The 20,604-nt window shown below is 60.0% G+C and carries 23 protein-coding genes; 18 read left to right on the top strand and 5 right to left on the bottom strand.

The window, feature by feature from the left end:
* Window positions 1-215 precede the first annotated feature (215 nt).
* The 5 genes from FHX15_RS27565 (at window position 216) to FHX15_RS27545 (ending at window position 4,847) form a co-directional block, all read left to right on the top strand.
* Window positions 216-890, top strand: a complete 675-nt coding sequence (locus FHX15_RS27565) for a hypothetical protein (protein ID WP_184401528.1) — start codon at window positions 216-218, stop codon at window positions 888-890.
* On the top strand, window positions 887-1,516 hold the full coding sequence (locus FHX15_RS27560) for an HAD family hydrolase (RefSeq protein WP_113296316.1): 630 nt from the start codon (window positions 887-889) through the stop codon (window positions 1,514-1,516). The genes FHX15_RS27565 and FHX15_RS27560 overlap by 4 nt, the downstream gene beginning before the upstream one ends.
* Window positions 1,513-3,006: a glycosyltransferase family 2 protein gene (locus tag FHX15_RS27555; RefSeq protein WP_184401527.1), complete on the top strand. Its 1,494-nt coding sequence runs from the start codon at window positions 1,513-1,515 to the stop codon at window positions 3,004-3,006. The genes FHX15_RS27560 and FHX15_RS27555 overlap by 4 nt, the downstream gene beginning before the upstream one ends.
* A complete protein-coding gene (locus tag FHX15_RS27550; RefSeq protein WP_184401526.1) occupies window positions 2,999-3,742 on the top strand; it encodes a hypothetical protein in 744 nt (247 codons plus the stop codon). Before FHX15_RS27555 ends, FHX15_RS27550 begins: the two co-directional genes overlap by 8 nt.
* 127 nt (window positions 3,743-3,869) lie before the next feature.
* Entirely contained in the window at window positions 3,870-4,847 is a 978-nt protein-coding gene (locus FHX15_RS27545) for a glycosyltransferase (protein ID WP_184401525.1), read from the top strand.
* A 40-nt stretch (window positions 4,848-4,887) separates the two neighbouring features.
* Here the strand turns inward: FHX15_RS27545 and FHX15_RS27540 are convergent, their stop codons facing one another.
* The 3 genes from FHX15_RS27540 to FHX15_RS27530 all read right to left on the bottom strand — a co-directional run bounded on the left by FHX15_RS27540 (window position 4,888) and on the right by FHX15_RS27530 (window position 6,530).
* On the bottom strand, window positions 4,888-5,103 hold the full coding sequence (locus tag FHX15_RS27540) for a hypothetical protein (RefSeq protein ID WP_184401539.1): 216 nt from the start codon (window positions 5,101-5,103) through the stop codon (window positions 4,888-4,890).
* A 53-nt stretch (window positions 5,104-5,156) separates the two neighbouring features.
* The gene (locus FHX15_RS27535) at window positions 5,157-6,017 is read right to left on the bottom strand and encodes a DUF1236 domain-containing protein (RefSeq protein ID WP_184401524.1); all 861 of its coding nucleotides are present in this window, start codon (window positions 6,015-6,017) and stop codon (window positions 5,157-5,159) included.
* 114 nt (window positions 6,018-6,131) lie between these two features.
* The gene (locus FHX15_RS27530) at window positions 6,132-6,530 is read right to left on the bottom strand and encodes a DUF1236 domain-containing protein (RefSeq protein WP_184401523.1); all 399 of its coding nucleotides are present in this window, start codon (window positions 6,528-6,530) and stop codon (window positions 6,132-6,134) included.
* 192 nt (window positions 6,531-6,722) lie between these two features.
* Between FHX15_RS27530 and FHX15_RS27525 the strand changes: the two genes are divergently transcribed.
* The 3 genes from FHX15_RS27525 to FHX15_RS27515 are packed head-to-tail and all read left to right on the top strand — an operon-like array spanning window position 6,723 to window position 8,965.
* Window positions 6,723-6,893, top strand: coding sequence for a hypothetical protein (locus FHX15_RS27525; RefSeq protein ID WP_184401522.1), 171 nt, complete (start codon window positions 6,723-6,725; stop codon window positions 6,891-6,893).
* Between the two features lie 58 nt (window positions 6,894-6,951).
* The gene (locus FHX15_RS27520; protein ID WP_184401521.1) at window positions 6,952-8,340 is read left to right on the top strand and encodes a sensor histidine kinase; all 1,389 of its coding nucleotides are present in this window, start codon (window positions 6,952-6,954) and stop codon (window positions 8,338-8,340) included.
* 1 nt (window position 8,341) lies between these two features.
* Window positions 8,342-8,965, top strand: a complete 624-nt coding sequence (locus FHX15_RS27515; RefSeq protein ID WP_184401520.1) for a response regulator — start codon at window positions 8,342-8,344, stop codon at window positions 8,963-8,965.
* On the opposite strand, the gene FHX15_RS27510 is transcribed toward FHX15_RS27515, so the two are convergent.
* Both FHX15_RS27510 and FHX15_RS31860 read right to left on the bottom strand, forming a co-directional pair.
* Complete coding sequence (locus FHX15_RS27510) at window positions 8,962-9,570, bottom strand: hypothetical protein (RefSeq protein WP_184401519.1); 609 nt, start codon at window positions 9,568-9,570, stop codon at window positions 8,962-8,964. The genes FHX15_RS27515 and FHX15_RS27510 overlap by 4 nt on opposite strands.
* A 188-nt stretch (window positions 9,571-9,758) precedes the next feature.
* Window positions 9,759-10,028, bottom strand: coding sequence for a BA14K family protein (locus tag FHX15_RS31860; protein WP_409527039.1), 270 nt, complete (start codon window positions 10,026-10,028; stop codon window positions 9,759-9,761).
* A 540-nt stretch (window positions 10,029-10,568) separates the two neighbouring features.
* Between FHX15_RS31860 and FHX15_RS27500 the strand changes: the two genes are divergently transcribed.
* The 10 genes from FHX15_RS27500 to FHX15_RS27455 all read left to right on the top strand — a co-directional run bounded on the left by FHX15_RS27500 (window position 10,569) and on the right by FHX15_RS27455 (window position 20,596).
* Window positions 10,569-11,855 carry a DUF763 domain-containing protein gene (locus tag FHX15_RS27500; protein WP_184401517.1) on the top strand — a complete coding sequence of 429 codons (1,287 nt, stop codon included), beginning with the start codon at window positions 10,569-10,571 and terminating at the stop codon, window positions 11,853-11,855.
* A gap of 138 nt (window positions 11,856-11,993) precedes the next feature.
* Window positions 11,994-12,263, top strand: coding sequence for an acylphosphatase (locus tag FHX15_RS27495; RefSeq protein WP_184401516.1), 270 nt, complete (start codon window positions 11,994-11,996; stop codon window positions 12,261-12,263).
* Between the two features lie 149 nt (window positions 12,264-12,412).
* On the top strand, window positions 12,413-13,057 hold the full coding sequence (locus FHX15_RS27490) for a Rieske 2Fe-2S domain-containing protein (RefSeq protein WP_184401515.1): 645 nt from the start codon (window positions 12,413-12,415) through the stop codon (window positions 13,055-13,057).
* Complete coding sequence (locus tag FHX15_RS27485) at window positions 13,054-13,902, top strand: aromatic ring-hydroxylating oxygenase subunit alpha (RefSeq protein ID WP_184401514.1); 849 nt, start codon at window positions 13,054-13,056, stop codon at window positions 13,900-13,902. Before FHX15_RS27490 ends, FHX15_RS27485 begins: the two co-directional genes overlap by 4 nt.
* Window positions 13,899-14,558, top strand: coding sequence for a glutathione S-transferase family protein (locus tag FHX15_RS27480; protein ID WP_184401513.1), 660 nt, complete (start codon window positions 13,899-13,901; stop codon window positions 14,556-14,558). The genes FHX15_RS27485 and FHX15_RS27480 overlap by 4 nt, the downstream gene beginning before the upstream one ends.
* A 1-nt stretch (window position 14,559) precedes the next feature.
* The gene (locus FHX15_RS27475; protein WP_184401512.1) at window positions 14,560-15,939 is read left to right on the top strand and encodes an amidohydrolase; all 1,380 of its coding nucleotides are present in this window, start codon (window positions 14,560-14,562) and stop codon (window positions 15,937-15,939) included.
* Between the two features lie 24 nt (window positions 15,940-15,963).
* On the top strand, window positions 15,964-17,064 hold the full coding sequence (locus tag FHX15_RS27470) for a BMP family ABC transporter substrate-binding protein (protein WP_184401511.1): 1,101 nt from the start codon (window positions 15,964-15,966) through the stop codon (window positions 17,062-17,064).
* Between the two features lie 3 nt (window positions 17,065-17,067).
* Complete coding sequence (locus FHX15_RS27465; protein ID WP_184401510.1) at window positions 17,068-18,591, top strand: ABC transporter ATP-binding protein; 1,524 nt, start codon at window positions 17,068-17,070, stop codon at window positions 18,589-18,591.
* On the top strand, window positions 18,588-19,688 hold the full coding sequence (locus FHX15_RS27460; protein WP_184401509.1) for an ABC transporter permease: 1,101 nt from the start codon (window positions 18,588-18,590) through the stop codon (window positions 19,686-19,688). Before FHX15_RS27465 ends, FHX15_RS27460 begins: the two co-directional genes overlap by 4 nt.
* A complete protein-coding gene (locus tag FHX15_RS27455; RefSeq protein ID WP_184401508.1) occupies window positions 19,685-20,596 on the top strand; it encodes an ABC transporter permease in 912 nt (303 codons plus the stop codon). The genes FHX15_RS27460 and FHX15_RS27455 overlap by 4 nt, the downstream gene beginning before the upstream one ends.
* Window positions 20,597-20,604: the final 8 nt, after the last annotated feature.

The raw sequence follows: 20,604 nt of genomic DNA, 5'->3' as shown, positions 1-20,604 counted from the left end.
CTGGATTATATATTGGCACTTCCGCGCGCATTGCATGTGTTACCAAAGTAACAACTTTAGATTATATTCGATATTGACCACTTATACTCAATTCTGCATAGTTAATAGGAAGCTACAATCATGCATATGAAGGTTTGTCGGCAGATGCATGGATTTTCATCCGGCTGTTTGCGACGACCGCAATCATCTGTTGGCCGATTGGCCGGAGGGATTTGATGGTGATGATACTCGCCCATCGTGGCTGGTGGCTTGCACCCCATGAGCGGAACACTTTAGAGGCATTCGACAAAGCATTCGCCGCCGGACACGGCGTTGAACTTGATGTTCGCGATCTGAATGGCGAACTGGTTATTTCGCACGATCCTCCCACAACCGGCGCGCTGCCTTTCGAGCGCGTTCTTGAATGCTATGCAGCACATGGTGCGCCGGGAAGGCTGGCGATCAACATTAAGGCGGATGGTCTCTGCCCGGCCCTCCTGCCGATGCTGGAGGAGTATCGGGTGACAAAAAGCTCCTTTGTTTTCGACGCCTCAGTTCCAGATCTCAGGCCCTATCTCGACAGCGAGATTCCCGTTTTCACCCGCTTCAGCGAGGTTGAGATCTACCCGTCCTTTTATGAGCGCTGCGAGGGAGTGTGGGTGGATTCCTTCACCGAGAAACCAGCCTCGATCGAACGCGCGATCGACGACCTTAGGCGCGGCAAATGCGTCGCCATGGTTTCGCCGGAACTGCACAAACGTGCACATGAACCAGTATGGGCCGCCTGGGCCGCCGAACTGCGGCAGGCTGCAAAGTTTGGCCTCCCGCTCGAGCGCCTGATGATCTGCACCGATCTGCCGGACGCGGCCGAGCAGAGTTTCGCCTTGATGGTTGAGGAGGAAGTCGCATGATCCGAGCTGTCTTGTTCGACATGGATGGCGTGCTGATCGATGCCAAGGAATGGCATTACGAGGCGCTGAATCGGGCGCTCGATCTTTTCGGGATGCCGATCGACCGCCAGGCGCATCTGACCACGTTCGATGGCCTGCCGACGCGCCGCAAGCTGGAGATCCTCTCCCGTTCCAATGGTCTGCCGAAAGGGCTCAACGAGTTGATCCACGAACTGAAGCAGGACTATACGATGGAGCTCATCTATACCCGCTGCAAGCCGGTCTTTGCCCATCAGTATGCGTTGAGCCGCCTCAAACATGACGGCTACAAAATTGCCGTCTGCTCCAATTCGATCCGCGTTACCATCGAATCCATGATGCGGCGGGCGGGATTGATGGAATATATCGACCTCATCGTCTCCAATGAGGACGTCACCCGCGCCAAGCCGGACCCGGAAATGTACGTGACGACGATGGAGCGCTTCGGCCTGAGACCGGATGAGTGCCTGATCCTCGAAGACAATGAATATGGCCTGAAAGCCGCGCGCGACAGCGGCGCTTACGTCATGCAGATCGGAACGCCGGCCGACGTCATCCACGGCCGGATCGTATCGGAAATCAAGCGTGTGTCGGAGGTGATGGCATGATCGTCCTGTTCCCAACCACGGGCGCAAGCCCGCATTTCAGCCCGGAAGACTACGCTTATCCGCGCCCGCTCATCGAAGTCGCCGGCAAGCCGATGATCCTGTGGGCTATCGAGAACATGAAGTCGCTCGGCGGCGACACGCGTTTCCTTTTCGTCGTCGATCAGCAGGACGCCGTCAAATATTCCTACGAGCGGATCTTCGATCTCAGCACCAACGGCCGCTCTGAGATAGTGATGTTGAAAGGCCCGACGGCCGGCGCCCTCTGCACTTGCCTGATGGCGATTGACCAGATCGATCCCGCCGAGCCGCTTGTCATCGCCAACAGTGACCAGATTATCGACACTCGCCTTGCGACGGTGATTGCAGAGTTTGAAGCATCCAAAGCAGATGCCGGTGTCATCACCTTCGAAACGATCCATCCGCGTTGGTCCTACGCCACTCTCGGGGACGACGGTCTCGTGAACCGTACCTCCGAGAAGGAGGTGATCAGCAATAGGGCGATCGCCGGGTTCTACTATTTCCGCGAGGCGCAGATCTTCTTCAAAGCGGCGACTGCCGCGCTGCGGCATGGCGTCACCGTCGAAGGCCGCTATTTTGTCAGCTCCGCACTGAACGAGGTGATCCTCGATGGCGGCCGCGTAGTCTCCGAAAATATCGCAGCCGACCGCTATCACAGCTTCTACAATCCGAAAATGATCGAGAATTTCGAGGTGAACGGCGTGCGTCGCCTATCGGCCGCACATGCCAACCCGCCGGTACAGTTGGTGGTGCCTGCTGCCGGTCGCGGCAGCCGCTTTGCCAAGGTTGGCTTTACGCGTCCGAAACCGTTCATCGACGTCCTTGGCCGGCCGATGATCCAGCATGTGCTGGAAAACACCCTGCCGCCGGGCGGACAGCCGACAGTCCTGCTGCTGCGCGAACACCTGGAGAGCCAGGCGGACGCAGTGGCGGACCTGCGCTCACAGGGTGTCGGCATCGTCTCGGTCGACCAGTTGACCGAGGGCACGGCCTGCACCGTTCTCCTGGCGCGCCAGCAACTTGATGAAGAGGCTCCGCTTCTTATCGCCAATTCCGATCAGGTCGTGGATATGCGTATCGTCGATTTCATCGACGACTGCATGGCGCGCGATCTCGACGGATCAATCCTCGTTTTCCGCGATCCGAAGCGCGATCCGAAATGGTCCTTCGCCGAAACCGATGCGGCGGGTTTCGTCCTCAGGGTTGCCGAAAAGCAGCCGATTTCCGAACTCGCGACAGTCGGCATCTACTTCTTCCGCCGCGCCGGCGATTTCGTGAAGGGTGCGCTTGACATGATGGTGCACAATGATCGCACCAACAACGAGTTCTATGTCTGTCCCGTCTACAATTACGCCATCCGCAACGGCGCCCGCATCGGCGTTTACGAGATCGACGTCAGGAACATGCATGGGCTTGGCACGCCCGAGGATTTAGCCGAATATCTGCAGGTCCGCGAGCCTGCCTATGCCTGACGTCGGCACCAGACCGGCCGCGACGGCGCCGCTGAACATCATCATTCCCATGGCCGGGAATGATTTTGAGCTGCCTGACTGTTCGCTAAAGGCTGAAATGCCGGTTGGAAAGACGACGCTGCTCGGCGCCACGCTGGAATCGCGCCCGTGGTGGAACGGTGATGCGACGCCTGTTTTCGTGCTGAGAGACAAGCCCGCGTCACAGCGCTATGCGCGGGAAACACTCCTGACCCGCTACCCCACCGCGCGGATCGTCTGGCTGTCCGAGATGAGCGGCGGTGCGGCCTGGAGCGCTGCAGCCGGCGCCGCACTCGTCGCGTTTGCGGATGCACCCGTCGTCGTCGATCTCTGTGACATTATTTTCGACAGCGATGCAGACATTGCTGCAATCTTTGCCGCCGACCCCAATCTCGGTGGTCTGGCGCTCACATTTGGCTCCCGCCACCCGCAATACAGCTATATCAGGCTTGGAGATGATGGCCGTATGCTGGAGGCGAGAGAGAAGATCGTTATTTCCGACAATGCGTCGGCAGGCGTCTACGCCTTCCGCAACATCGCCGTTTTTCATCTGGCTCTGGCACATAGCCTGCAGAACCGGGCGCGACTTGCGCATAACGGCATGCTTTTTGTCTGCCCGATGCTGAACGGCATCGTCGCACATGGTTTCGACGTCCGGACGCTGCCGGCGCGTGATGTGTTCGATATCAAGATCGCAGACGCAACCCTTGCCGGCTAGCGTTGACGACGGGGGAAAATATTGGCTCCGTTCCGCTTCGAAAGGAACGAGCGGCGCCTCACCGCAGATCCGCGCGACACTCGTTTGCGAGGATCAGGGGACCTAGCAAACCAAATGGGAGTTCAAGATGACAGCCGGGACATCGCGCAAGTTGCCCACTCTCGCCATCATCATACCGTGCTTCAACAATGCCGAAACACTTGCCGAGGCCCTCGACAGCGCTCTGACGCAGGACTATCCGGACTTTGAGGTGCATATCTGCGACAACGGTTCTACGGACGGCAGCCGGGACATCATCGAATCCTATGCATCTCCGCGGCTCAAGCCTGCTTTGCACGGTGACACCGTGCCGCGCACCGATAACTGGAATCGCGCCTATACTGCCGGCGCGCACGCAGATTATCTCGTCACCTTGCATGCCGACGACCGTCTCGCGCCGGGAGCGTTGCGCGCCATCGGTCGTGCGGCGATGCGAAACCCCGTCCTGATCCACGGCCGTTTTCGACAAATCACCTATGAGGGCGAACCTATCCCCGGCCGCCGCTTCGGGTGGAGCTACAGCAACAGCGGCGAGGCGTTTCGCGAACTGCTGCTGCTCAACAATATGGTCGCAATGCCAGGCGCGACCATTCGCACCGATGTCTTTTTCAAGGCCGGCCGCTGGGATCCGGCCTGGCAATATCTGCAGGATATGGAGCTCTGGTGGCGCTGCGGCGAACTCGGAGAAGTGGCTTTCGTCGCCGATATGCTTGGCGACCACAGGGCCTATAAACATCCGCAGGCGCTCCACCGGCATGCGCAAGAACATTTGCGATGGGCGACGCGCAAACTTCGAAATGCCCCGACCCGCCGGCTGCGGCAAGCCGCGGCCGATGGGCTCAATGCCTATCTCACACGCCTCGAAGCGGAAGTGGACGCCTTGCCCGAAGTTGCAGCCAGTCTGGTCGAGCCGGTGAGGGATGCCCGGGCAGCGCTTGCTAAGGCACCGGGTACCCGCGTCGATGCTCTTCGCCGGCAAAGACTGTTGCGCATGCGAGCTGCCTCGCTTTCGGCTATCGCTAACGTCTTTGGAAGGCTGATGCCCCGGCAGGTGTCGTCGCATTGAAGGCCGGTTGAATTCGTCGGCCCGCACTGCCGTCATTGACTCACTTTTTGATCGCATATGATGTAACCAGGGACTGCGGGATGACTTTCGCCGTAACCTGCACATCTTGCGGCACAGGTACCCATACCCGGCCGCCCCCATGAGGATTGTCCTGGCCACCTAATGCGACAAGCGCGACGACGCCTCCTGCCATCGCAAGCAAGATCGCGATACCAGGAACGGCAAAGCCGCCTGATCTTTCTTTCGGGTCAATCATGGGATCGATGTCTCCTTTGCCCGGCGGCGCTTTCGCCACCGGGCCGGCCGCACTCAGGCCGTGATGATGTAGACGATCGCGTAAGAATTAGGATCGACGATAACGATCCGACCATCCGCGAGAATGAAGAAGCGATATGCCTTGTATTGCGGGACGATCTCCACGATCCGCGGAGGAAGAGGCTCAAGCCTGATCTTCTTCGGAACGGTCACCCCAACCGACACAGTAAAATCGGTTTCGCGCACGGGCTCGACATGGACCTCCTTGACCACCTGGCGGATCTCTGTCTGTTGCTCGACGGAGATGTTCACATTGCTCGTATTATTTGTCTCGGTTTTGGTGGTGCTATTGGCATTGCTGTTGACCGACGTATTGCTGTTCGATTTGGCATTTGTTGAACCATCTGTCGACGTTGCACCCGTGCCCGATTTTTGCTGGTCAGTCGTGCTGTGCGAAGAAGTTCCGGACGTCTGGCTGCCGCCGGAGCTTTGCGTATCCGTCGAAGACTGTCCCGATTTCGGTGCCGTCGTGCCTTCCGAGTTTTGAGCGCCCGAAGCATCAGGGCTGCTGGCGCCCTTTTTGCCAGTCTGCGAAGTTCCCGAGGAGGTGCCATCAGACGTGCTGGATTTGGACTTAGTCTGGGAACCTGACGTCGATCCAGCGCTGCCGGAAGGCTGCTGCAACTGCTGACCGCCGGATGCGCCGCTACCGCTATCGGTGCCGGAAGAACCACCGCCGGTCGCGGCACCGGAATCAGGCTGTGGCTGCGTTTCCGCGCCGGATTGGGCGCCATTCTGAGATGCCCCTTTCTTCGGAAGAACCGGGGCGTCCTGGGCTGAGGCGGAGATGATTCCGATGGGCGAAACGCCGATCGACAGTACTGTCATCAGCGCGGCAAGTGTCTTGATTTTCATGAGAATCTCTCTCTTGCTGGTCGCACGAAACCGTTGCCGCCACAGGGCGGCAATCTTCGATCTCTGTACTGGAGTTTAAAGAGGGGCGCGGCATTCGCCGCGCCCAAGATCAGGTCAGTTGATGACCTGAATTACCTTGCGGGAGGAAGGTTCCACGATGACTCGTTCGTTGTTTACGACCGCGTAGGCGTATTTCGGATTGTCCGGAACGGGCGTGATGACAACTGTCTCCGGAAGCGGCTGGCCGACGACGACCTTTTCTTTGACGACCACGCGGGCCGATGGCGCCGGAGCTTCGCGAACATAAGTCACGACCTTCTGCGGCGGCGGATCGATTGCGGTACCTACGATCGCACCGGTCACACCGCCGACTGCTGCGCCAACTGGGCCGCCAACGATCGCACCGGTTACGGCACCTCCCGCCGCACCATTGACCGTCGAAGACTGGGCCAATGCAATGCCCGACGTGAGAGACGCGGCCATTGCCGTGCCTATGAGAAGCTTCGAGAACATTTTTTCCTCCTTTGGTTTCGAGGCGGCCTTCTTGACCGCTGCTAAACGAACGACCTGCATTCCTCGCTGTTCCTAATCTCGGACCTCAGTCGGAACCGGTTAGGACTTTTGTCCGATGAATCCGGGACTGAAGTCCCAGATCCGGAACGCACCGTCCCCCTACCCGTTCGGCGTCGAAAGAGGAGTTCAATCATGGACGACAGGAATGAGATCCCAGAGATTTCCAGTGCTTGGAACGCATCATTGCTAGCGCTCGTCATCTTCCTTGCCGCCATGCTCTATGTCTTCGGCATGGCCATGTCAGGCGACACGAGCCAGTTGACCGCCAAAGTCCAGAGCAGCGACGTCATCGAGGTCAGGTGAACTGGAAAAGTCCGGCCAATGCGATAGTTTGAATGAATCATCGCAATTCAGGTTGGAAATGAACTGGCTCATACGCTGGAATGCCCGCTCCCTCGCCTCCCAATTCCTCATCATGGGAGGACTTGTTTCCCTTGGCGCAATGTTCGTCATCGGGCTTATCGTCACCCATCTGATCGAGGATGCCGTCATTCACAATTCCGGGGCTGCAACGGCGCTTTACGTTGATAGTGTTGTCGCACCATTGCTTCCGGACATGCAGAAAGAGTCGCTGCTCGATGAAGCAAGCGCCCAGGCACTCGACGAAACGCTCGGACAAGGCGCCCTTGGCCGCCGTCTCGTATCGTTCAAGCTGTGGCGCGGAGACGGAACGATCCTCTACTCGAACGAAAAGGAACTCGTGGGCAAGACGTTCCCGGTCAATAGCAAGCTCGCTCAAGCATTTGCGGGCTCGCTGGTCGCACGTTACGAAGTCCCAAGCGATCCCGAAAGCACACAAGAGCGCAATCTCGGCAAAGCGCTCATGGAAATTTACAATCCTGTTTTGCAGCCTTGGTCGGGGGAGGCTGTGGCCGTGCTTGAATTCTACGAGACGGCTGAAGGGTTGGAAGACAGCCTCGCACGCGCACGGCTTCAGAGTTGGCTGGCCGTGGCCGGCCTGACTGCAATCTTCTTCCTCGCCCTTTCTATTGTCGTCTTTCGCGGCAGCCATACGATCGAGGTCCAGCGCGAAGCTCTAAAGGCCCGAGTGGATCAACTCTCGGCACTTCTTGCCGAAAATCGCGGCCTGCAACGCCGGCTTCAACTGTCCTCGCAGCGCGCCGCGGCGCTGAACGAAACTTATTTGCGCAGCATCGGCGCCGATCTGCATGACGGGCCTGCCCAGCACATTGCCTATGCTTCGTTGCGTCTCGACAGTGATCTGCTGGTCGATGCCGGCACCGCGCCTGAGGTACGCGAGGAGGAACTTGCCTGGATCCGTTCGAGCCTTGCCGAGGCGATGAAAGAGATCCGTGATATCTGCAAGGGACTGGTCCTGCCGCAAATCGAAAAGGCGTCGATTACCGAAATCGTGAAACGCGTTGTCGAGGCCCATCAGCAGAAGACCAACACGTCCGTCGATACAACAGTCGATGAGGACGATCCCGAACTTGCTCCCGCTCTCAAGATCTGTATTTACCGTTTCATTCAAGAGGCGCTCAACAACGCCTATCGACACGGCGGCGGCGTTGAGCAGACCGTCACGGCAACATCAAAGGGCGGCGCCGTCCGCGTCGAAGTCAGCGATCGGGGCGAGGGCTTTGATCCAACGCAGGTGAGGCCGGCCAGCCTCGGCCTGGCGGGGCTCAAAGAACGGATCGATAGCCTTGGCGGGGAATTCCACATAAAGACCGGCGAAGGCGGGACGACTGTCATTATGACTTTCGCGCCTATGGAAGTGGAGGAATAAAATGACGTCCATCAAGGTCGGCGTCGTAGACGACCATCCCCTGTTTCGAGAGGGGGTGACCCGCAGCCTCTCCGAGGTCAGTGATTTTGTCGTTGTCGGAGAAGGGGCCAGCACATCCGATGCCGCAATGATCGCCGCTGATGCCCGTCCCGACGTGCTCCTCCTCGACGTATCGATGCCCGGGGACGGCCTCTCGGTGATCGACGAAATCCTCTCCATAAGCCCGGATACCAAAATCCTCATGCTGACGGCCTCAGAGGAAGTCGATACGCTCGTCGAAGCGCTGCAACGCGGAGCAAAGGGTTATATTCTCAAGGGCGTTGGTTCCCGCGGCCTGGCGGAAGCGATCCGGATCGTCTTCAAAGGATCTCGTTATATTTCTCCGGCGATGTCTGCCAAAGTCATGGAATATTCATTGAGCGGGCAGACCTCAGACAGGGACGCGCTTACCCCTCGCGAACGCGAGGTGATGGAACTCGTTGCGCAAGGTCTTTCAAACAAGCACATCGGCTTGCGCCTCGATCTACAGGAAAAAACGGTAAAGCATCACATGACGCAGATCCTGACGAAGCTCGGCGTCACGAACAGGACCGAAGCTGCCTTGCGGTGGCGCGAAAAACGCTAGCGCAGGAGGCGCATGAGCCGCGCGCTGTCAGCCGATGTTGCCCGCCTATCGATGATCGTGCGGCCCTTCGAGTCCTTCATGATATAGCGTCCTGCACGCAGGGTCTCGGTTATTCCATTCGTATGCTGGACATCGATCGAGCCATCCGCATCTTCGGTTGCGCGTGCTCCTGATGTCGAGGACGCATTGCCCGTACTGCCGGCCCCGTTCGAGCTGGATCGGCCGTTCCCGCTGCCGCCCGAATTGCCGTTTCCATTTCCCCCGCCATTCCCATTGCCGTTACCATTTCCCCCGCCATTCCCACCTCCCCCGCCATTGCCGTTTCCGCCTCCGCCGCCACTCCCCCCGCCATTGCCGTTCCCGCTGCCGCCCGAATTGCCGTTTCCATTTCCCCCGCCATTGCCGTTTCCGCCTCCGCCGCCATTGCCGTTTCCGCCGCCATTCCCATTTCCGCCTCCATTACCGTTTTCGTTCTTTGCGCACGCTTCCTGGCTTACGAGCAAGGGAAATGAACCCTTCAGCTCGACCTTCAATGGTGCAAACGTCGCAACGGCAATAACACTCGCGCCGCCGCCCTTCAGGAAATTGCGTTTCGAGATCACCATCGTCCTTTACCTTGCGCCTCGTCCGGACAGGTCTTTTGAAAACAGGAAGCATGAGATTGACTGCTTGTTCCGAAATTGCAAGACGGTCGGACATAGGTACCAGGCGGCCTAGGACTTTGGTCCCGGCTCTTAAGCGATGGCGCCTTAGAAGGACTGAACCTTCTCACTGTAGACTAAATGGGCGTTTCTCAGATGAGGGGAGAAACGCACTGACGTCTTGGCCCGCTGAACGGCTGGTATGTATTGTCTGAAGCTCGATAGGAATCATAGCGGGCGGTGCACCATGATGCATGCCGGTCGGGGCTTCTATCGGCCGCCGGCAGTCCGACGGAGGGCTCTCTTTCTTCGGTCACGCAGTGTTTCCTGGGCCCACCGTCAAGGGGCTGGTATGTATTGTCAGACACATTGTAGGACCGGTATCGTTGTTGGCACAGCTTAAGATGACGGCTGCCCGCCATCCACTCCCGCTTCGGCGGCTCAATCGCCCCCGTCACGGTTGCGTCAGGTGGCGCAATGGCTGATACGCCAACCAGTTTGGCAGGCGTCGAAGAAGGATCAGCCGCAGCCCCACGAGGCGGAAGGCGCTCGTAGTTCTGTGTCTTGGGATCAACGGGTGTCGGTGTCGTCGTCCAGATGGGGGCATCGAGATTGGCAAAGTGATGTGGTTCCGGTTCCCCAAATTCATAGGACGCAGACACGAACCCGCCTATCAGAACGGACCAGAACACTACCAGGTATATGGACGGTGCAGCGAACGACTTCATGATGCGGTCTCTCATCCCTGCTCGCATAGAAATTAGGAACACCGGGCTTGGGTTCCGCGCGGAGGTCAGAAATCGCGAATTTTGCTATCTATTCACCGAGGCAGGAGACAGCTCTCCAGTAAGGCACGATTGGCCTCTCTCGAGTTGCCGCACATTGCCATCGCCTCGATTTTGACGGATAGCTGATTTATCGGGTGATCCGATCCGTCGCGGTCGCAGACAGAAAGAGGAAGCATGTCGCAGAGAGCTGGCAGCGCCGACCTCCCGCTTCACGGAGGTCGAGTGCCGCCATGGCTGGGCAATCGTATGACGACGCTCGGCGCGCTGATTGCCGAGGCCATCGTTCATCACTATGGGCGAGACGAGTTTCTGCGGCGGCTTGCCCATCCCTTCTGGTTCCAATCGTTCGGCGCCGTCATGGGCATGGACTGGCACTCCTCCGGTATCACGACTAGCGTACTGGGCGCGCTAAAGCGCGGGCTGAAGCCGCGATCGAAGGAACTCGGCCTGCACGTCTGCGGAGGGCGCGGCGCGCAATCGCGCAAGACGCCGGACGAACTGATGGCAATAGGCGATCGCACCGGCCTTGACGGAGCTGGCCTCGCAAAAACAAGCCGCCTTGTCGCCAAGGTGGACAGTGCGGCCGTCCAGGATGGGTTCGATCTCTATCTTCATGGTTTCATCGTCGCCGATGACGGTCATTGGGTGATCGTCCAGCAGGGTATGAATGGCGACAAGCGCCAGGCCCGGCGCTATCACTGGTTGTCGGAGGGGCTCGAGAGCTTCGTCAATTCTCCGCATGTGGCAATCGAAGGCCGCTTTCAGGGCGAGATCATCAACCTCGCCGACCGGCGGGCGCAAAAGTCCCGAAGCGACCAGCTCGATCTTCTTGCAACGCTTGGACCCGATCGCATCATCCGCGAGGCTGCCGCCCTTGCTTTGAGGGCGGCCCCCGCTGCGGAGCCGGTTGCGCAGCCGATGCTCCCGCATCTCATCATGCCTGCACATCATGACGTACGTGAAAGCGACGTCAACATGCGGCGCCTGCATGGCAATCTGGCCGCGGCCGCCGATCGTGGGCCTGTCGATTTCGAGGATCTGCTTCTCGTACCGGGCGTCGGTCCCCGCACGGTCAAGGCGCTCGCACTTGTCGCAGAAGTCGTGCATGGCGCGCCTTGCCGCTTTTCCGATCCCGCCCGTTTTTCAATTGCCCATGGCGGCAAAGACAGGCACCCGTTCCCGGTGCCGCTCAAGGTCTATGACGAGACGATCAACGTCATGAAATCGGCCGTGCTGAAGGGAAAGCTCGGCCGCGAGGAGGAATTGCAGGCGTTGCGGCGCCTCGACGATCAGTCCCGCAGCATGGAACGCTACGTCACCGGTCCCGATCTCAAGGAGATCGTTGCCGGCGAGTTCCGGCAATCCCCCACCCTCGGTGGCCGTAGTGTCTTCGGCTGGGAGAAGCCAGCCGAGCAGACACCAGTGGAAGCAAAAGCAAGGCCGCGCACAAGCAGGCGCTGAATGCGCAAACTCGTAACGTCAAAGCAGCCATCGCCGATCGGCCAGGTGTGAGAGGATTAAGACGAGCGATCTCGCCTCTTTTACAAAGGCGGCGAGCCGCTATGTTGTCGTTAACCGTAAGAGACGGATAATTCACGAATGCAGATACGGCATGGCGACTTTTGCGAGCGGATGACAATCCTCGGCGATCTCAACGCCGCCTCTTTCATCCCATGGATCGGTCGGCATGCCGACAAGCTCGGACTGCCCCGGGTTTTTCTGCACACGGGCGCTGACCGGATCGAACTCGAGGTCGCAGGCCCCGTCGAGCTAATCGACATGCTGGAAATGGGATGTTCGCTCGGGCCTATAGATGTCTGGGTGGACGAGATTCAGCGCAGAATTGTAGATCCAACGGCCACACCATAGCATGGGAAGCAATGATCTGTTGCCCTTTATTTAATCATCGTTGCCAATGCGCTTTTTTTATGCAAGCCTCAGACGGGTGTAGTCGCAAGCTCGGCAACAGGGCGCGGTCTTCGGCGCTAAGCCTTGGGAAAATTGAGGATTTATAGGTTATGCCATCTGATACGGCCGGCTCGTGGACGCCAGTCGCCCTTTCTGCTGATCTGCCCGCGGCAACTGTCATTCCGGCCTGGACGCCAGCAGGATCGATCGCTCTCTGGCGCAGCCAGTCGGGGCGCGTGTCGGCATCGTCGGATCGCTGTCCCCATCGCGGGATGCGATTATCCCATGGCTTCGTGCGCGGCGAGGCGCTCTCCTGCATCTATCATGGCTGGAGCTATTCCCCAGCGGGCGGATGCATCCGCATCCCGGCCCATCCCGATCTTGAGCCGCCTGAAACGATCCGCGTCGCGGTCCACAAGGTCGAGGAAGCGGGTGGCGTTATATGGGTGGCTGCCGGAGAGGCGGCGGCACATCCGCCGCACTTCGACGATCTTGTTCCGGTGCGTTCTCTGACTGTAGAGTCGGATATTGGAGCACTCGAAGACGCCGCTGGCACGAAAATCGATCCGCTCGGGCTCGTCCGCATCGCCGACCTTCCCTGGGTGCGCCTACTCTCGACTGAGCAGGTCGATTGCACCCTCGTTCACGTCATGAGCGAGAAGGGTCGCAGCAGCCCATCGGACCGAACTGCGGCATCGCGCATCGCCGAAACCGTGCGCCGCCGGGCGGAAGCGCGGCAGAGGGAGGTCGCATGACGAAGGCTGGCGCGATGGTCGACGAGTGGTATCCGGTCGGTCTCTTTTCTCACCTCACCAAGACCGGGACTGAGACTGCTCTGATGGGCGAGCCCATCGAGGTGGCGCGCGCATCCGACGGTACCGCGCAGGTGACATCGTCCAATGGGCGCATCCTCCCCGTCCGTGTCCGTTACGGCCATGTCTGGTCTTCCCTCGGCAATCCCGCCAAGGAGCTCTTTGCCATTCCCGAGGCGGATCAGCCCGGCCGCCGCTTCGTCGATGTCGGCGTTGTGCGGGTGCGCTGCTCGCCGCTACGGGCGGTGGAAAATTTTCTCGACATCGCCCATTTCCCGTTCGTCCATACCGATATTCTCGGGGCCGAGCCGCATACTGAAGTCGAAAACTACAAGGTGGAGATCCGCGAAGACGAGGACGAAGTCTGGGCGACGCAAGTGAAATTCTACCAGCCAAAGGCAGCCAAGTCGGCAACCGGCGGCATTACCACAGAATATATGTACCGCGTGCCGGCACCGACCTGCTCGGTGCTCTACAAAACCTGCCCTCCCCGGCCGGGCGAATGGGATGTGATTACCCTCTTCGTCCAGCCACTTGCGGAAGATCTTTGCGACGTATGGCCATGGATGGCCCTCTTTGATGACGAAACACCCATGACAGACCTCATCCATTTTCAGCAGATGATCTTCCTGCAGGATCGCTCGATCCTCGAAAACCAGATCCCGGCCCTGCTGCCGCTCGATCCCGGCATGGAAATCCCGACACGGGCCGACCTGACCTCGGTCGCCTACAGGCGCTGGCTCAAGCGCCACAACTATACCTACGGCGCACAGTTGGTCGCGCAATGAAACTCTACGACTACATTCTCTCGCCGAGCTGTTACAAAATCCGCCTGATGGCGGCGGTCCTCGGCATCAAGCTGGATATCCGGCCGGTTGATTTTCATCCCGGCGTCGAACATCGTGGGCCGGAACTCCTGGCGCTCAATCCGGCGGGTTCTATACCGATCCTCGAGGACGGCGATCTTGTGCTTACGGAATCCTCCGCGATGCTCGCCTATCTCGCCGCCGGAAACGCGCCGCAATGGCTTGGGACAGGCATGCCTGAAGAGACGGCGCGGGTGCAGCAGTGGCTCTCCTTCTCGCATCGGCTGACAGCCAATCTCGGTGGCGCACGGTTGCACGAAATGCTTCTGCGCCCTGGCAATATCGACATCCTGCAGGCGCAGGGCATCGCGGCGCTGCGGGAGCTCGAAGCCGGGCTTTTCGAACAGCAGCTTCGCGGTATGCGGTTCCTCGCCTCAAGCCGCGCCACGATCGCCGATATCGCTTGCTTCCCCTACGTAGCGCTCGCGCCCGATGGCGGCATCTCGCTTAATCCATACCCAACGATCCGGCTCTGGCTGCGGGCCATCCGCAGTATCGACGGCTTCATCGAAATGCCTGGCATTCATCGCCTGCACGAGCTGAAGCCAGATCCGCATCCTGCCAAGGAGGAGAGCTGACATGGCTGGTTACCTCCTGAAGAACTGCGCGGCCGTCATCGTCGACGAGGGCAACGGCCCGGTTGTGCGCCAGAACGTCGATCTGCTTACGGATGGTCCGGCGATCCAGGCGATCGGAACGAACCTGGCGGCCGAAACACTGCCCGTCGGTGCGATCGTGCTGGATGCCGCCGGCTGGTTCGTCTATCCCGGCCTCGTCAACACGCATCACCACTTCTTCCAGTGCTTCGTGCGCAACCGGGCCGATCTCGACTGGACGAAACTGTCGGTCATCGAGTGGCTGGACCGCATATACCCGATCTTCTCGCGGCTGAACGAGGATTGCTTCTACCATTCCTCGGTCACGGCCATGTCCGAGATGATCAAACATGGCTGCACGACGGCCTTCGACCATCAATATTGCTTTCCCCGACATGCCGGGAAGCGCCTGATCGACCGGCAGTTTGAAGCGGCGGAGCTTCTCGGCATGCGTTTCCATGCAGGCCGCGGCGGCAATACGCTGCCGAAATCCGAGGGATCAACGATCCCCGATGCCATGCTGGAAACGACAGACGAATTCATCGCCGATTGCGCCCGGCTGATCGACAGCTACCACGATGCCGGTCCCTTCAGCATGCGGCAGGTCGTCGTGGCGCCCTGCCAACCGGTCAACTGCTACCGCGAGACTTTCGTCGAATCGGTGGCCCTTGCCCGTGACCGTGGCGTGTTCCTCCATACCCATGTCGGCGAAGGGGAAAGTCCGGTCATCGAGGCGCGGCATGGCATGCGCACGGTCGATTACTGCACCGAACTCGGCTTTGCCGGTCCCGACACCTTCTATGCTCACTGCTGGGAACTGACGCATGACGAACTCCGCAAGATGGCGGCAAGCGGCACTGGCGTCTCCCATTGCCCGGAGCCGGTCTATCTTGTCGGCGCAGAGGTAACGGATATTCCGGCCATGTCGGCCTTCGACCTGCGCGTCGGCCTCGGCTGCGACGGCGCTGCCTCGAACGATAATTCCAACCTCATGCACTGCATCCATTCCGCCTATATGCTGCAATGCCTGGCAGCATCGACACGCGCTCACCCTGTTCCGCCGCCGGTCGATTTCCTCGGCTACGCAACAACGGGTGGCGCAAGCCTGCTCGGCCGCCGCGATATCGGCCGTCTTGCGCCGGGCATGGCAGCAGACCTTTTCGCGATCGATACGCGGCGGATGGACTATGTCGGCACGCGGCATGACCCGCTGAGCCTGATCGCCAAGGTCGGGATCGGCATGCCGACCGACCTGACCATGATCAACGGGCGCATCGTCTGGCAGGCAGGTGAACTTGCCGGCCTAGACGAATTCAAGCTTTTCGCGGATGCCGAAGCAGCACTCGCGACCGTCGAATTCTGAACTACCAAAAGAGGGGAACTGAAGATGTCCAACAACCTGACCCGCAGAACGCTGATGAAAAGCGCCGCGGCTGCCGGCCTTGCCACCGCCTTTGCCGGCCGCTCTGCACTTGCCGCAGACGAACCGCTCGGCATCGCGCTCGTCGTACCCTCGCCGATCGGCGATGTCGGCTGGGGCCATGCGCTTGCCGCCGGCATCGACCCGATCAAGGCTGCCTATGGCGACAAGGTGAAGGTCACCGTCATCGAGAATATTGCCGAAGGCCCGGATGCGGACCGCATCATGAATAAGACGGTTGCCGACGGAAACCATTTCCTGATCGCCGGCTCCTTCGGCTATCAGAACGGTGCGCTGCAGATCGCCCGCCGCAATCCCAAAGTCACCGTCCTCCATGCCTCGGGCTTCCAGGTCGCGCCAAACTTCTCGCCCTTCGCGGCTAAATATTTCCAGGGCACATATCTGCTTGGCATGGCGGCCGCCGCAGTCTCCAAGACAGGCAAGCTCGGCTCGGTTTCGGCCTTTGCAATTCCGGAGTTGATCACCTCCATCAACGCCTTCACGCTCGGCGCACAGTCGGTCAAGCCCGACATCGAAGTCTCGGTCGTCTGGGTCAACTCCTGGTTCGATCCAGCCAAGGAACAGGAAGCCGCCAAGGCGCTGATCTCGCAGGGCTGCGACGTGATCTTCTCGAACGCGCAGGATACGCCCTCGGTCATTTCCGCTTGTGAGGAAGCCGGCATCTATGCCTTCAACCTGAACTCCTCGATGAAGAAATATGCCGAGAAGACCTATCTCGGCTGCGTTGCCACCGATTGGTCGCCCTTCTTCAAGGCGTCGGTCGACGCGCATCTCGCCGGCACCTTCAAGGGCGCCAACACCTTCCTCGGCGTTGCCGACAAGGTGGTCGAGGTTGTCGACTGGAACCCGGCAATTCCGGCCGATACGATGAGCAAGATCAAGGAAATCGAGGCCAAGATTACTGCTGGCAGCTTCTCGCCGTTTACAGGCCCGATCACCAAGGCCGATGGCGGCGAAGCTGTAGCTACCGGCGTGGCGCTGACGGACGCCCAGATCGTCGCGATGGATTGGCACGTCAAGGGTGTCAAGACGCCGCTGCCGAAATAAGCTATGGGAAGCCCGCTCCTGTCGCTTCGCGGCATTTCCAAGAGCTACGGCCAGGTCCACGCCAACCGGCAGATTGACCTCGACGTCGCCCCCCGCTCGATCCACGCCATCCTCGGAGAAAACGGGGCCGGCAAATCGACCCTGATGAAGCTGATCTATGGCGTCGAGCAGCCGGACAGCGGAACTGTTGCCTGGAACGGGCAGAAGCTCAGCCTTGCCTCTCCCGCGGAGGCAAGGCGTGCCGGCATCGGCATGGTCTTTCAGCATTTCTCGCTGTTCGAAACCCTGACGGTGGTCGAGAACATCAGGCTCATCGTGGCCGGCAAGATAGCCGAGCTTGCCGAGCGCGTCCGCAAGCTCGGGCACGAGTTCGGCCTCGATGTCGATCCGCTCGCCCATGTGCATTCGCTTTCCGTCGGCGAGCGGCAGCGGGTGGAAATTATCCGCTCCCTGATGACCGATCCGAAACTGTTGATCCTCGACGAGCCGACATCGGTCCTGCCGCCGCAGGCCGTGGAGAAGCTGTTCGAGACCTTGCGCCGGCTGCGTGATGGCGGAGTTTCCATCCTCTTCATCTCCCACAAGCTCGACGAAATCCAGTCGCTCTGCGATCGCGCGACGGTCCTGCGGGGCGGCCGCGTGACCGGTCATGTCGATCCGCGCGAGCATGACGCCCATGATCTTGCTCGCATGATGATCGGCCGTGACATGCCCGAACCGATGCCGGCGCTGCCGCTTGCCGAAGGCGAGAAGCGGCTGGAACTGATCGGCCTCGATTACAGGCCCGATGATCCTTTCGCCGTGCCCCTCTCCCAGGTCAGCCTTGCCGTCCGCGCTGGAGAAATCCTCGGCATTGCCGGAATTTCCGGCAATGGCCAAGGCGAGCTTGCCGCACTAATCTCCGGCGAAACGATCCTGCCGCGTGAGCAGCGCGACCAGATCTTCATGATGGGCAGGGATGCCGGCACCCTCGAGCCGGCAGCCCGCCGGCAGCTCGGATTTGCCTTCGTGCCGGAGGACCGGCTCGGCCGCGGCACAGTCCCCGAAATGTCGCTCACCCTCAACAGTCTGCTGACGGCCCATCCCCTCAGCCTCGTCAAACGCGGCCTGCTCGATAAGACCGAGGCGACTGCCTTCACCGATAAATGCATCCGCGACTTTGACGTGCGCACGCGCGGCCCGCAAGCCGAAGCCGGTTCGCTTTCCGGCGGCAATTTGCAGAAATTCATCGTCGGTCGAGAAATCATGCTGGCGCCGAAACTGCTCTTCCTCGCTCAACCCACCTGGGGCGTCGATATCGGCGCGGCTTCGGCAATCCGCAAGCGGCTGATCACACTGCGCAACGAGGGCATGGCGATCCTCGTCATTTCCGAGGAACTCGAAGAACTGTTCGAACTCAGCGACTTCATCCAGGTGATGCACCACGGCACGTTGAGCCCTCCGCTCGTCACGCGTGATACCAGGCCGGAGGATATCGGCCGATACATGATCGGCGCCCTGACAGAGCGCGAGAAAGCGACCGCATGAGCAGACCCCTGTTTGCCGTCCTGCCAACCCTGGTGCGCCGTGAACGTGCTTCGTTTGCCGCCACGCTGCTTGCCCCGCCGATCGCGCTCGCAATCACGATCATCCTCAATCTCGGCCTTTATGTCGTCATGGGGCGTGACCCCGCCGCGGTCATCTATGCAATGCTGATCGAGCCTTTCTATTCCTGGGCTTCCTTCTCGGAAGTGCTCCTGAAGACCGGACCGCTGCTATTCATCGCACAGGGGCTTGCAATCGGCTTTCGCGCCAAGGTCTTCAACATCGGCGCCGAAGGGCAATTCGTGCTCGGGGCGATCTTTGCCTCTGCCATTCCCATCTGGTGGCCCAATGCGACCGGCCCGTGGATCTGGCCGGCGATGCTGCTTCTCGGCGTGATCGGCGGTGCGTTTTGGGCATCGTTGACCGCCTTCTGGCGCGTCAGGCTCAATGCCAACGAAATCCTGGTCTCGCTGATGCTGAGTTTCGTGGCGGCCCAGCTTCTCAACTACCTGTTGCTCGGCCCCTGGAAGGATCCGAACGGCTTCAACTTCCCACAATCGGTCATGTTCCAATATGATGCCATGGTGCCGATCCTAATCGAGGGAACGCGCGTCAATGTCTCACTGATCCTTGCCGTTCTGCTCTCGATCGCCGCCTGGATCTTCATGCAAAAGAGCTTCATCGGCTATAAATTGCAGGTCGGCGGACTGGCCCCGCGCGCGGCAATCTACGCCGGGTTCAACGAGAGCGGGGCGATCTGGCTGTCTCTCCTGATTGGCGGCGCTGCGGCAGGGCTTGCGGGTGCGGCCGAAGTCGCCGGCCCGCTCGGACAGTTGCAGCGTTCGATTTCGACCGGTTACGGCTATGCGGCGATCATCGTCGCCTATCTCGGCGGTCTGCATCCGATCGGCATCGTTATATCCTCAGTCGTCATGGCCGCGCTTTACATCGGCGGCGACAATGCCATGGTCTCAGCCAACCTGCCGATCGCCGCCGTGCGCGTTTTCCAGGGGAGCCTGCTGCTTGCCTATCTGATCGCAGTCGCCTTCGTCCGTTATCGCCTTTCCTGGCGCCCAGTCGCCATCCGGAGCCCATCATGAATGCGATCGAATTTATCCTCGCCGGAATGCTGGCGGCTGCAACGCCCTTCCTGCTGGCGGCCCTTGGCGAATTGGTCGTGGAGCGCGCCGGCGTCCTCAATCTCGGTGTCGAGGGCTTAATGGCATTCGGCGCCGTCATCGCGTTTATCATCGTGTATCATGGCGGCGGCCACGTTCTCGCATTTCTTGCGGCCGGGCTTGGCGGCATTCTGCTGTCGCTGATCTTTGCCGGCATTATCCTCGGCTTCAATGCAAACCAGGTCGCAACCGGGCTCGCAATCGGCATTCTCGGGCAAGGCCTGTCGGCGCTGTTCGGTAAAAGCTATGAAAGCCTGACGGTGAAGGCACTGCCAAAAATCAGCATTCCAGTCCTGTCCGACATTCCCGCCGTCGGCGGACTGTTCACACAGGATATCGTTGTCTGGCTCTCGCTTCTGGTGACCGTCGCGATCTGGGCGACCTTTGCTTTCAGCAAGGTCGGCCTCGTTATTCGCGCCGTCGGCGAAAACCCGAAGGCTGCCCACGCGATCGGCTATTCTGTCATCGTCGTCCGCTTTGCCGCCGTCGCATTCGGTGGCGCAATGGCGGGCTTTGCCGGCGCCTATGCGTCGACGATCTATACACCGCTCTGGGCGGACGGCATGATTGCGGGGCGCGGCTGGATCGCGATTGCGCTCGTGGTTTTCGGGACCTGGCTGACAGGCCGGATCTTCCTCGGAGCTTGTCTCTTCGGCGCCGTATCGCTGATGGGGCTTGCGGCCCAGGCGACCGGGCTCGACGTACCCTCGCAGTTGCTGGCTTGCCTGCCCTATCTCGTAACGATCATCGTGCTCGGCATCATTTCGGCAGACCGGCGCCTGCTGAAGCTCAACGGCGTTGCCTCTCTCGGCGAACCGTTCGAGCGATGACGCCAGAT

The sequence above is a fragment of the Rhizobium sp. BK650 genome (assembly GCF_014195325.1).
In the GTDB taxonomy this organism is placed as follows: domain Bacteria; phylum Pseudomonadota; class Alphaproteobacteria; order Rhizobiales; family Rhizobiaceae; genus Rhizobium.
This window is presented reverse-complemented; position numbering and strand designations above follow the sequence as displayed.